This window comes from Flavobacterium sp. 90 (genome assembly GCF_004339525.1).
Classification (GTDB): domain Bacteria; phylum Bacteroidota; class Bacteroidia; order Flavobacteriales; family Flavobacteriaceae; genus Flavobacterium.
The window spans coordinates 5371879-5388015 of the sequence record NZ_SMGE01000001.1 but is presented as its reverse complement, the minus strand read 5'-3'; the positions used below and the strand labels follow the sequence as shown (position 1 = coordinate 5388015).

The window sequence follows — 16137 nt, the reverse complement described above, 5'->3', positions numbered from 1 at the left end:
AAAAAATTGCGAAACTAAGATTGTTTACGATATATTTGTAAAACCTATCTTAGTTGAAGAAATACTAAGGAAAAGTGCAAAAAAATAAAACAAAAGAGATGAAATTTATAGTATCGAGTTCGTACTTATTAAAACAATTACAAGTTTTAGGTAGTGTAATCAACAGTAACAATACGTTGCCTATTTTAGATAACTTTTTATTTGAACTAGACAATAGTGAGTTGACAGTTTCGGCATCGGATCTTGAAACTACAATGTCGGCTACATTATCAATCGATTCTACAAGTAAAGGAAGTGTTGCTGTTCCAGCTAAACTTTTGCTTGAAATTTTAAAAACGTTTCCAGAACAACCTTTAACTTTTACAGTTGAAGAAAACAATACAGTCGAGATTAGTTCAAACTCAGGAAAATATGCATTAGCATATGCTGCAGGAGAAGAATTTCCTAAAGCAGTAAGTCTTGAAGATCCTTCTGTTACACTTGTTCCTGCAGATGTTTTAGCAACTGCTGTAAGCAAAACTATTTTTGCTGCCGGAAACGACGATTTACGTCCGGTAATGTCTGGAGTTTTCTTTCAGTTCTCACCAGAAGGTTTAACTTTTGTGGCAACAGATGCTCATAAATTAGTAAAATATGCGCGTACAGATGTAAAAGCGTCTCAGGTTGCTGATTTTATTATGCCAAAGAAACCTTTGAATATCTTAAAAAGTATTCTTGGATCTTCTGATGCTGAAGTAAAAATTGAATACAACGATTCAAATGCGACTTTCTCATTTGACAATTATATCTTAATGTGTCGTTTAATTGATGGAAAATACCCTAATTATGAAGCGGTAATTCCAAAAGAAAATCCAAACAAATTAATGATTGACCGTTCTTTATTTTTAAGTTCTGTTCGTCGTGTGGCAATTTTCTCAAACAAAACCACACACCAAATTCGTCTAAAAATCGCCGGAGCTGAATTAAATGTTTCTGCCGAAGATATTGACTATTCAAACAAAGCCGAAGAAAGATTGACTTGTGATTATCAAGGAGATGATCTTCAAATTGGTTTCAACTCTCGTTTTTTAACGGAGATGTTGACTAACTTACAATCTGATATGATTATGTTAGAAATGTCATTACCTAACAGGGCCGGGATTCTTACGCCAGTTGATGGTTTAGAAGAAGGAGAAACTGTTACAATGTTGGTAATGCCTGTAATGTTAAATAGTTAACATCAAAACATCTTTTTGTTACAGGGATTTTTTTTAATTTCAAATTAAAGACATATCATTGTAAAAAAAATATCGCTATTAACCAACCATTTTTTATACCTAGAAACCGCAATTCCTATAAAGAGTTGCGGTTTTTTATTTTTAGGTGATTTTTGTTTGTTTCAAGTTTCAAGTTCCAGGTTGAAATGCGATTATGGATTGTGCTGATTTTACCGCAAAGGCGCAAAGTTTTTTTGTATTCAGATTATGTTTATAAACGCAAAGTTCGCAAAGCTTTGCGAACTTTGCGAAAAACCTTAGCGAGCTTTGCGGTAAAAAAACACAACAGAGGCAAACTCGAAACCTGAAACAAATTTTCTTTAACTTTGTAATATGAAAATAGAAATTTGGTCGGACATCATGTGTCCGTTTTGTTACATCGGAAAAAGACAACTGGAAACAGCCTTAGCGGAGTTTCCAAATGGAGAATTTGAAATTGAGTGGAAAAGCTTTCAACTTGATCCAACTATTACGCCGCAATCAGGAAAAGACGTTTATACGTTTCTAGCTGAGCGAAAAGGCATTTCTGTTGAACAATCAATAGAAATGCACAAAGGTGTCGTAGAACGCGCAAAAAGCGTTGGTTTGGATTATCATTTTGACAAAGCGATTATCTCGAATTCTTTGACAGCACATCGCATTATACATTTGGCTAAAGCCAAAAAATTAGGCGACGAAATGGAAGAAATTTTCTTTAAAGCTTATTTTACGGAAGGAAAAGATCTAAATGACAATCAAACTTTAATACAACTTGGAGTTCAGGCAGGTTTAGATTCGAAAGAAGTGCAAGAAGTTGTAGAGAATGAGAATCTATATTTAAGTGATGTTCATACTGATATTCATGAAGCAAATGAAATTGGAGTGCAAGGTGTTCCGTTTTTTGTTTTTGATCGAAAGTATGCAGTTTCAGGAGCGCAACCAGTTGAAGCTTTTGTACAGACTATTAAGGAGGGATTGAAGTGATTTTTAGAAGAAAGATGTTAGAAGAAAGAAGCTAGAAGCAAGATTTTAGAGTATAGAATAAAGAGTATAGATTTTTATCCTCCTGACAGCTTTAAGATTGAAATTAATTAGATTCAATTTAACTGCTTCGACTTCGCTCAGCATGACACACACTCCTTGTCACTCTGAGCGAAATCGAAGAGCACAACGTAACCACAAAGTAAAATATCTTGCATCTATACTCTTTATTCTATACTCTAAAATCTTGCTTCTAACATCTTTCCTCTTTTTAAATCACTCCCATTTTTTGCATTAAGAACGTTGCGCTTTTATTCTGGCAGATTCCGCTGCGAAGTTTATAATCAAAATGAAGTTCGTTGTTTTTAATTTCGACTTCAAAGCATTGATTCGTTAAGATATTCGGATATTCATTTGTTGTCAAACACACTTCTATATCGTGCGTTGCGATTGCTCCGATGGCTTTTTTTGCAATGATCTTTTTCACAACTTCAATTGTTCCATTTCTTTTGTCGTCAGAGTTTGTTCCTCTTAAAATTTCGTCTAATAAAACGAACGCAGGTTGATCTTCTAAGGCGTCCATAATTTGCTTTAAGCGCTTAATTTCGGCAAAGAAATATGATTCGCTATCTGCTAAGGAGTCCGATAAACGCATTGAAACTAAAACTGGAAGTGGATGAATGTTAGCTTTTGAAGCACAAACAACTGAACCTACTCCACCTAAAACCATATTGATTCCTAAACTTCTTAAAAAAGTACTTTTACCCGACATATTAGAACCTGTAAGAATCATAAACGATTCCGGATAAAAATGAGTATCATTCCCTACTCTAGTCGCCGGATTTAACAACGGATGACTTAAATCTGAAAATCCAATTTTACATTCTGAATTGATTTCCGGGAAAACAAAATCCTGATTATTATACGCCAGGTTTGCATAACTATTTAAAGCTTCAAATTCTCCAATAATTTCAATCCATTTTTCAAGTTCTGTCGAATAGTTTTCTTTCCATTTTAATAATGCTTTTAAAACGTGAAGATTAAATAAAAATGTACCATTGAATACAATTGCAGTTACAAAATTATTAATCGTGTCCATTCTTGAAAATAACTCCGAAAGATCATTTAAATGTTTACTTGCCGTATCCTTTTTAAAAATAAGTTGCTGTTGTAAATCGATTAATTTCTTGGATTGAAAAGTTTCATTTTCAATTTTCTTAACCAATAAACTATATTGTTTAATGATTTTATCAATATTATCAGCCTTTGCAATTTCCGATTGTATTCTCTTAAAGGATTGTCCTAATACGATCATGTTGGCTATAAAAATATAAGTCACATAGGATAACAAAATCATTTTTGAAGTTATATAATAAGCTACTAAAAACCCAAAAAACAATGTTGGGAGAATAATTGAAAGTGCTACTAATACTTTAGGTAAATAATTATTTTTAAATGAATTCCAATGAATTAAAGAATCATATGAGTTTTTACTGTCATTACTGACAGTCGCCAAAGCCAGGAAATCCTGACGCCAGTCAATTTTAGATTTTAACTCGTTAATTGCTTCCTGATTTTCAAGAATTGTTTCATTAGGTAACAACTTCAATAATTGATTTGCTAATGTTTTTTTTCCGATAAAAGTTGCTGTTCTGTTTATATTCTGAAATAAAGAATGATCTCCAAAAATATCTAAATCGTAAGCATAAGGATGATGAAAATCATTGAATTCAATTCCGTTTTCAAAAGGGATTTTCTCTCTTTTTAAATACGTAATCTCATTTTTATTGATTTTTAAAATTGCAGAAGTAAGTTCTTTCTGGAAAGATAATTTTGAATGAACTCTCATTAAAAAAATAAAACCAACAAAAGATAGAAAAGCAAGAACTACGTAAAGAATTTCATTGGTTTTTATGTAATAAAACAACATAAACAAACAAAGAAAAACGGTTAAAAGACGCAGAATACTTATGCTATTGTATCTTTTGTTGATTTTATGAAAAAGTGTAGTATAGTGTTCAACTTTATTATTGTATGCTTCCATTTTTATATTTTAATGAAATACAAATATAGGTTTTACGCTTACAAAACACCATCAATAGGTATTAGATTTTAGGTTTCATGCATTACCAAAACCGGAATAGAAACTTCTTTTGTAATTTTCTTAGAAAAACTAGATTCAAATATACTTTCGAAGAAAGATCTTTTGTGAGTTATTGTCGTCAAAACATCAACATCTTTGTAGAGTATGAAATCAAGAATTGTCTCTTTTACTTCGTCACTTGGTAAAACTAGAAATTCGACATTATCATTTGCAAATTCTTTTTCCCATTCTTTAATTGTTGCATCTGAAACATCTGAATTAGAAGTTCTAACGTATAAACTTTTTACTTTTGCTTTTGTTTTATTTGCAATTTCAAGAACTTTTCTCAACTCTGTTTTATCTTTTTCACGATAGCGCGTTGTGAAGGCAATTGTTTTAATTTTCTTGAATTTAGCATCAGCAGGAATACATAGAACCGGAACTTTTACTTCTGAAATTACAGAGCTTGTATTTGATCCCAGAAAGAATTTTGTCCAATCCGTAACTCCGGAAGTTCCCATTATTACAAAATCGATTTTATCTTCTTCGACAGCATTCTTTAAATTATAGATTAAATCACCATCCATTAAACGATGTTTTATTACGATGTCGTCCAATTTTCGTTCTGTGGCGATAGCTCTAAGTTTAGGAATTTCATCCTTAAACATTTCAAATTTTGCTAATTCTATAGAACTATAAATCGAGGCATAATTTTCAGGAAAAAACTGGCTATCATAAACCGGAATCTCAAAAGTATGCAACAAAATAAGTTCTGCATTAACAATTTTGGCAAATTCTAAAGCATGAACAAAAGCATTTGTGGCTGCTTCGGAAAAATCTGTTGGAAATAATATCTTTTTCATTTTGACTGAGATTAAGTGGTTTGTTTCTCAAATTTAATCATTCTAAAAACAAAACAACCTGATAATTATCAGTATTTTAACATTTAATATTCTGTTAAAAATGCGTTTTATTTGGTTTAAAAAACTCATTTTCAGCATCAGTTCCTGGTTGCTATCTTTATCGCTTTTTTATACCTTTGCAGCATGATAAATCAAGATTCTATAGTTGCATTGGCTACTCCATCCGGAGCTGGAGCTATTGCTATCATTCGTATTTCGGGTTCTGACGCTATTACCATCGGAAATTCGGTTTTTAAATCTATAAAGAACAAAGACTTAACGCAGCAAAAAACACATACTTTGCATTTGGGTCATATTGTCGATGATTCAAAAACTCTTGATGAAGTTTTGGTTTCTGTTTTTAAAGGACCTAATTCTTATACTGGCGAAAATACCATCGAAATATCTTGTCACGGTTCAACTTATATTCAGCAGCAAATTATTCAGTTATTATTGAGAAAAGGCTGTAGAATGGCTGATGCGGGTGAATTTACGCTTAGAGCTTTCCTTAACGGGAAGTTGGATTTATCACAAGCAGAAGCTGTTGCAGATTTGATTTCGTCAGATAATGAAGCTTCACACCAAATTGCGATGCAGCAAATGCGTGGTGGTTTTAGTAACGAAATCGCAAAACTGCGTGAAGAACTTTTGAATTTTGCTTCGTTAATCGAATTGGAATTAGATTTTGCAGAAGAAGATGTAGAATTTGCCGACAGAACTCAATTTCATGAATTATTGAACAGAATTGAATTCGTTCTAAAGCGTTTAATTGATTCGTTTGCAGTTGGAAATGTGATTAAAAACGGAATTCCAGTTGCGATTGTTGGGGAACCAAATGTTGGAAAATCGACTTTATTGAATGCTTTATTAAACGAAGAACGCGCCATTGTATCTGACATTGCCGGAACAACTCGTGATACTATTGAAGATGAATTAGTGATTGGCGGAATTGGTTTTAGATTTATTGATACGGCTGGAATTCGTGAAACTAAAGACGTTGTAGAGAGCATCGGAATCAAAAAAACTTTCGAAAAAATAGATCAGGCACAGGTTGTTATTTATTTGTTTGATGGTTTAAAATTTCAGATTTCAAGTTCTGAGTTTGTTTCTGAAATTGAACAAATCAAAAATAAATATCCATTAAAACCTTTGGTAATTGTAGTCAATAAAAAAGATATTTTGTCTGCTGATGAAGTTTTAAACATCACTTCTAAGCTTGAAAACTTAAACGCAAAACTTTTATTAATTTCTGCTAAAGAGAAAATTGGTGTTGATGATTTAAAGAATGAATTACTTTCTTTTGTAAATACCGGCGCTCTTCGTAACAACGAAACTATCGTAACAAATACAAGACATTATGATTCTTTACTTAAAGCATTAGACGAAATACAAAAGGTAAAATACGGTTTGGAAACAAATCTTTCAAGCGATTTAATTGCTCTTGATATTCGTGAAGCTTTATATCAATTTGGCCTTATTACTGGTCAGGTTTCTAATGACGAATTATTGGGGAATATTTTTGCTAATTTCTGTATCGGAAAATAAGGCAGTAAAACAACACAAAACACACTACTAAACAAAACGTTAAAATGCTATAAATAAACATTATAGCATTTTTTTATGTCGTTTTCTATTTGGAAGAAATACTATTTTTTGCATATTTTTGTACCTCAATTGTACCTCAAAATCAATTCGTTACAATCAATTTGAAATTTGGACAAATTATGTCCCTTAAGTTTGCTTAAAGATACTTAAGTACTCTTATTGAGAAAATATTGGGGCAAATTATAAAATAGATGAGCTCAAATATACAAGTTACCAGAATCTGCCAATTTTGCGAAAATGAATTTACAGCAAAAACAACAAAGACAAAATTTTGCTCTTTAACATGCAGCAGTAAAGCGTACAAAAGAAGAACCAGGCAACAGAAAATAGCCAGTAGTAATCTTGAAACGACAACTATAAAAAGCAAACCTATTCTTGAACTTAAAGACAAAGAATTTTTAACTGTAAAAGAGGTGGCTTTACTACTTGGTTTTGCACCAAAGACTATTTACCGCTTAATTAACGAGAACAAAATTATTGCTTATAATTTTTCTCAACGAATGACAGTAATTAAGAGATCTGAATTGGATGCCTTATTTCAGATCATTGAACCTAATTATGAAATTGTGATGCGTCCTAAAGAAAAGAAAAAGAATGCTGAAATATCAGACTGTTATACCATAACAGAGATTCAGCAGAAATTTAATATTTCAAGCGGAGCACTTTATAATATCATCAAGCGAAATAATATTCACAAATTTACCAAGGGTAAATTTACTTATGTTACCAAAGCAGATATTGAAACAATATTTAAAAAGTAACTATTATGGCGCCAAAAATTAATATAACACTTAGAAAAAAGGCTGTCTCAAAAGGCAGACAGTGCCTATATCTGGATTTCTATCCTCCTATTAAACATGCTCAGACTAATCAGTTTACTAGACGCGAATTTTTAAAACTTTACTTGTATGATAAGCCAAAAAGTGTAGTTGAAAAAATGTCAAATGAGGAATCACTACGAATTGCTGAACTTATAAAAATCAGAAGGCAGACTGAGCTAAATAAAGATAATATTTATAGTGAGTTTGAAAAAGAACAGCTGTTGCTTCAGGAGATAGCTGCAGAATCTTTTCTTGACTATTTTAAAAATGAAGCAGAGAAAAGAGAAGGTGGAAATTATCAGATTTGGATCATCTCAATTGGATATTTTTCAGATTTCTTAAATAACAATGATATTACATTTTCTAAAATTACAATACAACTCATAGAAGAATATAGATCGTACCTGCTTAAAACACAAAGTAAAAGAAATCATGGGAAAAAATTATCTAATAATTCGGCACTAAGTTATTTCAATAAAGTCAAAGCAACCTTAAAAAAAGCATATCAAGAAGGGAAATTAAGATCTGATATTAATGCTGCTATCCCTGGTATTCCTGAAAAAGAATCACAAAAAAACTTTCTGACTATTGAAGAAGCCAGAAAACTTTTTAATACTGACTGCGAAAATCCAACTGTAAAAACAGTAAGTCTGTTTTCAATACTAACAGGACTCAGATACTCAGACATATCTAAACTGCAATGGTCCGAAATACAATTTATTGAAGAAGACGGCTTTTATATCCGATTTGAGCAAAAAAAGACCAATGGGCAAGAAACACTTCCGATAACTAAACAAGCATATGAGCTTCTTGGGGAACCTCATAAAGGAGCTCAATTAGTATTTAAAGATTTAAAAAAGTGGGACTTTGACCGTACCATTCCTAACTGGATTAAAGAAGCCGGAATTTCAAAACACATTACCTTTCATTGCTTTAGACATACTTATGCCACTCTGCAATTATATTCCGGTACAGATATCTATACTCTGTCTAAAATGCTTGGTCATAAAAATGTACATACCACTCAGATTTATACCAAAATAGTTGATGAAAGAAAAAGAGAAGCTTCTGATAGAATAAGTCTCTATTAAGAATTTTAATTTAAAACGCTCTTTTTATCTGAAAAGTGTAATCGTATCGGCTAGATTTTCTTTGTCAATAAAGGCTCTAATATATTCCTGTACTTCATTATTGGTTTCTGATGGAGTTTCAAAAGAATTAATATGAAATTCTTCATCCTGATCCAGGATATGTATAATTTCAGTGTAGCCCTTAGAAATCAGACTGCCTTTTAATTTAATGATATTCAGCTGTTGTTTAGCATCTAATTCCTTACGAACCTTTAGTTTTATAGCTTTATCCATAGTAAATATTTTTAAATTAAAACCTGTAGTATTAGTTATCAAATATAGAAATTAAATGATTTTGATTTTACAAAAAGATAACGCTGGAGGTATAAATTATTAACAATCGAACAAGTAAAGAAGCTAGGGACTTAATCTTGAATGAGGATTGAATTTTACTTCTTTTGCAATTTCAAGACTTGTCTTTACCCTACCTGATTTTATCCATTCCTGGAGTTCCGATTTATAAAAGTATAATTGTTTACCCTGTTTGTTAACTGGTATTTCTCTACGACAGACCTTACTGTAAATTGTAGAAACGGAAAGATTTAGCATTTTAGAAGCGGCTGAAATAGTCATAAGCTCCTCTTTATGAATAGATTCATTAGACAAGTGCTCCAGAAATTTTTCAATGTTATCCAGTTTTTCATATAATTGAGATACTGCTTCCGGTAATTGATCAAATGTAAAATGTCTCATAATTCAAAATATTAAAATGTTACTTGACTTAGATTTTAATCTACAAAATAAACCTTGCTCCCTTGAGTTTTTTTAAATGAAGGTTCGTATTTAATATAACCGTAATCGCTTAATTCCTGAATGCACTTATGATAGGTATAAAGTGAAGAAATTTTGGCGATTGGGGTGAGGTCACGTCTAAATACCTGTATGGGATTAATAAAACCCTTATCTGCTCGGTAATGCAATAATGCCATGTACATAGCAATATGCGTTGTACTAATTCGAAAATCATTCTCAATGGCTAAAAAGAAATCTGATAAGGGTTTTAGATTTTCCATTACATTCTATATTTACTGACTTAAACGCATGTTTCGCTGACTAGTAATTTTGTTCTTTATTTGACCATCATTTTTTAACTGCTGATTAACTACTTTTAGTGTTTTAACTCCTAGTGCGCTGTTTAAAGTCAACTTTTTAAAATTCTCATCATAGATGTTTATTGACTTAAATTGAGGATTTGCATCAATATAAAATTTATTTTCAGTTCTATTTTTAAGAAAAGTTACACACTGACGAGAACCTTGTTTTAAAGCATCCATTAATTTAACTGTTTCTGTTCTATTACGCAGCTCTTTTAACGGAAGTTTTTTGATTTCCTTTTCGATGCTATAACCATATGCTGAATGGAATTCTTTTAATCTGTAACAATCATTTGAATCTTTATCATTTAAATCAAACTGTACCCAAATATTTTCTTTTTGAATTGCTCTTCCTGATAATAAATTATAAGACTGCTCTACATTGAAACTATTTAGTTCGTCATTTTTAAAATAATGCTTCCTATTTTCATTAGGTTTCAACTCATTTTCTAAAGTTGCTTTGTATCCTTCAAATTGATAATATCCATCTTCATTCTTTGAAAAATTCAGATCATAATCAATTCTTTCCTTTTCATTAATATATTGAGAAACAGGTAATGCAAATTGCATATGCCCTTGCCTTATCAGAATTTCAACTTTATTGTAGAGATCTGGAAAACCATTTTTTCGTAATTGGTCATATAAAGCCTCATTATTCTTTTGTTCGTCTTTAAGATAGTTCTTCGTTTTAAGAGGTTCAACCACTAGTGAATTAAAGAAAGTACGGATAAGCTGATTTAATAAATTAGGGTAAAGTTCTTTCGCTATCCTTTTTCGTTCATTCTCTAATATTCGCAATGTAAAAAGCTCATCCGTACTCTTCGTCCCTTTATACTTGATTAATATTTTATTGTAATTATTTAATTTCTCTTTCAGTAACGTGTTTTTTATTGAAAGACTTGCAGAAAATAATTTACTTAAACGTGCTTCTTTAGATTGCCAATGAGCCAAATCTATCTCTACTCTGTTAACAGGAAGTTGATCACTCATGGTTCAAAATTTAAATATTTTTAATCTGATTATAAAGGATTAGATTGTTTCTTTTTTTTTGTTTTAGTCTTATCCTCAGTTTGAGAAGGCTCGCTATCATTATCCTGCTTCTGCTTCACATCTTTCTGAGAAGATTTACCTTCAGACTGGCTTTGTTTCTCATTGTTACTCTCGCGGGTGTTAATTCTCTGCATGTTTACATCATAAACATTGATAGTTTTAAAATGAGGATTAGCTTCTACAAATTGCTTTTTTTCAGCTCCGTTAACAACGAAAGTAACCGACTGTACATTACCCTTTTTGAGAGAAGCCAGTAAGTTCTCTTTGTATTCAGTATTTTGCAGTTCTTTAATGGGATGTTTGGCTAGGCTTACCTCTAGATTATATCCATAGTTTTGATGGTAATGATTGAGTTTGAAATTTCCTTTATCGTCCGATTCTGTAAAATTTATTTTGACCCAAGCGTTGTATACTTCTCCTTCTTTATTTTTAAGGTCCTTATTAACTGCTCTCCCCTCCATTAAGTTATAAGCTTCCTTCGCTGTTATATTATTATCCCTATTAATATAAAATGTCTGCGAAAATTCAACTGGCTTTCCTTCCTTTTGTATATCCATATCATAGGAATTAAAAAAGTACATATCACTTTGCTCTGACTTCTTGAAATTTAATGAAGTTAAAACAGTATCAGTTCCATATTTGGTTTCATGGTCCAATTTAAATTCAGGGCTTCCTTTTTGGATATTCTCTACTAGTGCATTTTCCATTGCATCGCCAAATCCAGTATATTTTAACTGATCTTTCAAGTATTCTACATTTTTCTCGTTCATGATCTTTAATTTTAAATTAGTATTAGATTATAAGTTTGACAGTATTTCCAAATTAATCAGATCACTGTTTTTTACATTTAATTCAACATGTCTTCCACCGTTTTTCTCGATTAACTGCAGTGTAAAAAGTTTCTTTTCTGGAATAGTGAATTTCGGTATTGCAAAAACAAGAGTTAACTGCGAATGATCCGAAATTTTAGAAATATTAGAAGTTGCATAAATCGGCAGTATTTCCAGTTCCTGAGAAGCTGTACGTTTGGATTTCTTTTGATCCCTAATGAAAAAACGAAGCTGGTCTATATCATAATTAATTCGGGAATTATTGCCCAGCAGTACCCTGAAATATATCACGTCCTGATGTATGAATATCCCGTTTAACCTGAGCTGTATAGAAAATTTGCTTGTAACGAGTCCAGACACCTTTTTCTTCTTTGACAAGGCCAATTGGGAATACTGTTGCACTTCTTTCAGGTTCTCATTCTCCGAAGAAAAAAGCACATCTTTATCAGAATTGGGACTGAGTTCTGCCGTTAAATTCAAAGTGGGACACTGCTCATCAAAATTCAAAACGAAGCCGTACAACTTTCCATCGGCAGTAATAACTGTCAGGTTAGTCTGCGCAAAGTTTTGTCTGCCCGCCTTTAATAGCAAAATATTTTCTACACCCTTTGCTTTTTGAACCAAAACATCTTGACTTCCGCGATCTACACTTTTGACAGCATAAGGAAATAGAATGCTTGTAGTTTTAGAGTAACTTAACTGTACATTATTATCTTTAATAATTTGGTTCTCCTGAGCAGAACCTGCAATACTAATGATCAAAATTCCAATGGTAAACCATGATTTAATATTTTTCATCTTTCGAATATTTAATTGTTTGTTATTTGGCATTTTTTTCTTTCTCATCATAGAGCAGCACCTGATAACCTGCTTTTATAACCACCTTAATTAATTTTACCTTTTTACTTAAAAGGGTTTTAGCAGCTTCAACACCCATTGTTGCCGCCTGTGCTCCCCATGAATCATTTAGGCCTTCAATACCAATGCTCTGCATGGAACGATCTGCTGAAGCTTTTGCAACATCTCTGTTTATAGCTCCCGGAATATAAATGCCATCTATGCCATCCATATCGTAAACAGAAAGTTCAACAGGAAAAATCGAATTCTTAAATTTTATAGTGCTGATCTTAACTTCCAGTCGCTCTCCTTTTAAAGAGGCAATTCCAAAAACAAAACTGTTTCTCGGAATCATAATCCCATTAATAAAAACATCACTCGTTAATCTGAGTTTTACTATGGAGCCATTTATAATAGACTGCGTTTCATGAACCACTGCTTCCAATGCATTTTGAATCTCATCATTTACAGCGGTTTCATCTAAAGAATAAAAAGAATTAGCTATTGCTGTCCCTGGCTGATTTATACCTGTCCCCTGCAGTGAGCTAATATGCTTGTCCTCCACCTTTTTATTGACAGCAAATACTTTTCCCTTTTGACTTTTTGAGGTTTGTCTTAATCTTTCCTGTACACGCTCAGGATGTTGAATGTCCAGAATATTCTCCAGCATTCCTCCCAGCTGTTTGAGTTCGGGATCCGGCTCTGAAGGTGCATTCATAGCAGACATCATCTGCTCTAAATTTTTCATCTCTTCCGATGCAGTACCTCTAGAATTTTTATATTCAAATTCTCTCATGTCTTGGTCGGGGTCTATAGATTTTGGGGGCTCAGCAATTGCCTTTTGAAGCGCTTCTAATTTTTGATACATTTTCTGTTCAGTCTCTCCTCTAAAAGAACTTGTATTTAAAGCCGTTTTTCCTTTTTTAAGCATTACAGGATCTATTTCTAATTCGTTTGAAACCAAAAGAGAATCATGAGAAAATCCAGTAATTGAGTAATTTGGATCTTTTTTGATTTGCTCCTGCAGTTTTAGAGAATCAATTGCTGCCTGATCATAATAGCTCATTTTATCCAGCGTCGAATCTTCCTTAAATTTAGGATCAGGAAGAACGATATTAAAACCTCTTTTATCCTCTTTAATATTAACATTCGTAGTGTCTTTACCTCCTCCCAATGTCCAAAACAATATTGTTATAAATGGGAGCGTTAAGATTGGAAGAACCAGTAGCATTCTACGCTGCTTAAGTTCTTTGATTGTCATTTTTTTCTTTTCCATGTGTTTATTTTTTAAAATTCGTTTTATAATAATTTTTAATAAATACTATACTATCCAAAAGACCCGGCCTGCAATTCGTGATGCTGTCATAGATTTTCTTTCCTTCCTTCGTGTGTTTAAGACTGTCTATAAACAAACTAAAGTTGGAAATGTTTTCAAATTCTATTTTTGGTAACACTGTTATGTTTAGTGAAGGTTTTGCTACAATTAAATGTTCTGAATTAATTCTAATTCCAATATCTGTCTGCTTATAGTCTTTACAATAAAGACCTCTGTATATGTTATAAATGCTGATACTTCCGGTTATAATTACAAATAGTATCAGATAAATGAGAAGACTTTGCTTTGACAAATCTGAAGTTAAAGTGTTCATTTTTTTTACCCACTTATCCTGTATCAACAGATAATACTTCGGATTTATTCGAATCTCTTTATTTTTTTTAAATAGCTTCATCATTTCCTGTTTTCAACTCCCAAATCCTTATTTTCAATAGTATTCCACCGTTCTATTAAAAACCCATGTGGGTTATTATCACTTCTTGATACATTTCTCAGAAAACCTTCAGTAATTAGGTTTCGATTTAAAATACTGGTGGTTCTTATGATATTTTGCTTCGCATAGCATTTAAAATGATAGGGATATATATTAGTATCAATATTGATACTGTCAATTGAAATGGTCTGACTGATATTCCCAGAGATAATACCTGAGTAATAGCCATTCTCTTTTAGATCATCATACACTCTTTTCGCCGTATCATCCGCCAGATAAAGCGCCTTGGTCACATTGGTCTTAATAACTTTATCATCAGGGTCAAGGGTGAAAAAAAATTGGTGAAATGTTTTCACATGATCCTTTGCTTCAACAGGTACATTATCTTTTCTATCTGAGGAATAGGCTTCTAAGGCTTTACCATTTACTAAAATGTAAACCCTGTCCTGCATCAGAGTAACTGCCGTAAAGCTTTTGTAAAGTGTGTAACAGCAGATAATAATACAGCCGACAATTACAAGCATAGTAAATCTCCTAACATAGCGAAACGCTGTGTCTATATTTTTCATTTTGGAAAACATGATCACTTGTGATTTAAATTATTTAGAATTCCCCTTGAGTTTGTCGCTCATATAGTTCCCCTTCTCTTCGAAATAGGGTGATGATGCAGAAGAAGAGGACATACTTTGTGACATTTTCCCTGAAGCATTTCCCATAGAATCCATCACCATTCCCACTCCACTCGATGTTCTTGTAATTAATGAAGAAGTAGTATTTCCAAAAATACTAGTCACTTTCTGTCCAAGGGCTCCTCCACCACCAGCATGTACAATGTAATTCGCTACAGAGGGTACGGTAAAATATCCGACAATACCTATGATCATAAAAATGAGGTAGCCCATATCAGTCCTGCTGAAAAAAGTGTCTCCCGATGTATTGATTTGAGATATATCCAATTTGAGCATCTGTTCTTGAATTTTACCAATAATACTTCCAAAAATATTGGCAACCGGAAGCCATAAATAGATATTGATATATCTTGCCAACCACACGGTCAGCGTATGCTGGAATCCGTCAAATACTGCAATTCCAAAAACGAGCGGACCTAAAATAGACAGCACTACCAGTTGGAAAGTCCGTAGCGTATCAATACACAATGAAGAGGCCTCGAAAAGAATTCTCAGAACTTCACTCACCCATTCCTTGACAGAATTTCTAAAACTATACGAAGCCTTTTCCATTGCAAACTTTACATCATTGCCGATTCCTTCCAACATACCTTCATCTGCGGGGTTCGAATCACTGTGCGTATATTTGTACCATCTATCGCGGTCACCCGTTCCCAAAACACCAACATACATTTTCCATGGATCGCTTTCTTTCACTGCTTTTTCTTTCTCTTTTAGAAGTACCTCTATTGCTTTGTTGGATCCCTCCACCATAGCACCTGTAGCTGTAACTGTTGGTTTCATAACTCCATTGATCAAATAAAGCACTGATGGAAAAATCATGATACAGAATCCAATCACAAAGGGTCTGAAAAGCGGATAGAAATCAATCGGTTCCGCATTAGCAATATGGCGCCAGACCCTTGAGGCTATATACCAAATCGTTGCAAATCCGGCTATGCCTTGCCCGACACCTATTAGATTACTGCACAAAGGCATCATCTCATCATAAAGTTTTTCCAACACGCCATGAAGGCTTCCTATCTCACCTCCAATACCCTGAGCCTGAATTGAAAAAGGCATAAGTATTGCCACAGCTGCAAAAGCAGCCATCTTATTTACATTTTTCATA

16 protein-coding genes are annotated in these 16137 nt (G+C 32.7%); 5 read left to right on the top strand and 11 right to left on the bottom strand.

Translation table 11 applies throughout. The annotated features are described in order from the left end of the window. The first annotated feature begins 98 nt into the window (after positions 1-98). Positions 99-1217, top strand: a complete 1119-nt coding sequence (gene dnaN, locus C8C83_RS21755) for a DNA polymerase III subunit beta (protein ID WP_099712608.1) — start codon at positions 99-101, stop codon at positions 1215-1217. A 372-nt stretch (positions 1218-1589) separates the two neighbouring features. Continuing rightward, the gene (locus tag C8C83_RS21750; RefSeq protein WP_121330659.1) at positions 1590-2219 is read left to right on the top strand and encodes a DsbA family oxidoreductase; all 630 of its coding nucleotides are present in this window, start codon (positions 1590-1592) and stop codon (positions 2217-2219) included. 268 nt (positions 2220-2487) lie between these two features. Here C8C83_RS21750 and C8C83_RS21745 read toward each other — a convergent pair whose 3' ends face one another. Both C8C83_RS21745 and C8C83_RS21740 read right to left on the bottom strand, forming a co-directional pair. Continuing rightward, entirely contained in the window at positions 2488-4260 is a 1773-nt protein-coding gene (locus C8C83_RS21745; RefSeq protein WP_121330658.1) for a DNA mismatch repair protein, read from the bottom strand. Between the two features lie 68 nt (positions 4261-4328). After that, positions 4329-5162 carry a universal stress protein gene (locus tag C8C83_RS21740; RefSeq protein ID WP_121330657.1) on the bottom strand — a complete coding sequence of 278 codons (834 nt, stop codon included), beginning with the start codon at positions 5160-5162 and terminating at the stop codon, positions 4329-4331. 183 nt (positions 5163-5345) lie between these two features. Between C8C83_RS21740 and mnmE the strand changes: the two genes are divergently transcribed. The 3 genes from mnmE to C8C83_RS21725 all read left to right on the top strand — a co-directional run bounded on the left by mnmE (position 5346) and on the right by C8C83_RS21725 (position 8718). Further along, on the top strand, positions 5346-6746 hold the full coding sequence (gene mnmE, locus C8C83_RS21735; RefSeq protein WP_132011905.1) for a tRNA uridine-5-carboxymethylaminomethyl(34) synthesis GTPase MnmE: 1401 nt from the start codon (positions 5346-5348) through the stop codon (positions 6744-6746). Between the two features lie 251 nt (positions 6747-6997). Continuing rightward, on the top strand, positions 6998-7567 hold the full coding sequence (locus C8C83_RS21730; RefSeq protein WP_121330656.1) for a helix-turn-helix domain-containing protein: 570 nt from the start codon (positions 6998-7000) through the stop codon (positions 7565-7567). A 5-nt stretch (positions 7568-7572) separates the two neighbouring features. Further along, positions 7573-8718: a site-specific integrase gene (locus C8C83_RS21725; RefSeq protein ID WP_121330655.1), complete on the top strand. Its 1146-nt coding sequence runs from the start codon at positions 7573-7575 to the stop codon at positions 8716-8718. A 24-nt stretch (positions 8719-8742) separates the two neighbouring features. On the opposite strand, the gene C8C83_RS21720 is transcribed toward C8C83_RS21725, so the two are convergent. From C8C83_RS21720 to traJ, 9 genes are all read right to left on the bottom strand, one after another. Then, on the bottom strand, positions 8743-8991 hold the full coding sequence (locus C8C83_RS21720; protein ID WP_121331417.1) for a hypothetical protein: 249 nt from the start codon (positions 8989-8991) through the stop codon (positions 8743-8745). 123 nt (positions 8992-9114) lie between these two features. Beyond that, positions 9115-9450, bottom strand: a complete 336-nt coding sequence (locus C8C83_RS21715; RefSeq protein ID WP_121330654.1) for a helix-turn-helix domain-containing protein — start codon at positions 9448-9450, stop codon at positions 9115-9117. Positions 9451-9485: 35 nt separating this feature from the next. Further along, positions 9486-9770, bottom strand: a complete 285-nt coding sequence (locus C8C83_RS21710) for a hypothetical protein (RefSeq protein WP_121330653.1) — start codon at positions 9768-9770, stop codon at positions 9486-9488. 12 nt (positions 9771-9782) lie between these two features. Continuing rightward, the gene (locus tag C8C83_RS21705; RefSeq protein ID WP_121330652.1) at positions 9783-10841 is read right to left on the bottom strand and encodes a hypothetical protein; all 1059 of its coding nucleotides are present in this window, start codon (positions 10839-10841) and stop codon (positions 9783-9785) included. Positions 10842-10870: 29 nt separating this feature from the next. Further along, positions 10871-11671, bottom strand: coding sequence for a hypothetical protein (locus tag C8C83_RS21700; protein WP_121330651.1), 801 nt, complete (start codon positions 11669-11671; stop codon positions 10871-10873). A 27-nt stretch (positions 11672-11698) separates the two neighbouring features. Then, a complete protein-coding gene (traN, locus tag C8C83_RS21695; RefSeq protein ID WP_121331416.1) occupies positions 11699-12529 on the bottom strand; it encodes a conjugative transposon protein TraN in 831 nt (276 codons plus the stop codon). A 22-nt stretch (positions 12530-12551) separates the two neighbouring features. Further along, complete coding sequence (gene traM, locus C8C83_RS21690; protein WP_132011904.1) at positions 12552-13844, bottom strand: conjugative transposon protein TraM; 1293 nt, start codon at positions 13842-13844, stop codon at positions 12552-12554. 453 nt (positions 13845-14297) lie between these two features. Beyond that, the gene (gene traK / locus C8C83_RS21685; RefSeq protein ID WP_233566181.1) at positions 14298-14906 is read right to left on the bottom strand and encodes a conjugative transposon protein TraK; all 609 of its coding nucleotides are present in this window, start codon (positions 14904-14906) and stop codon (positions 14298-14300) included. Positions 14907-14936: 30 nt separating this feature from the next. Then, the gene (gene traJ / locus C8C83_RS21680) at positions 14937-16136 is read right to left on the bottom strand and encodes a conjugative transposon protein TraJ (protein WP_121330648.1); all 1200 of its coding nucleotides are present in this window, start codon (positions 16134-16136) and stop codon (positions 14937-14939) included. Position 16137: the final 1 nt, after the last annotated feature.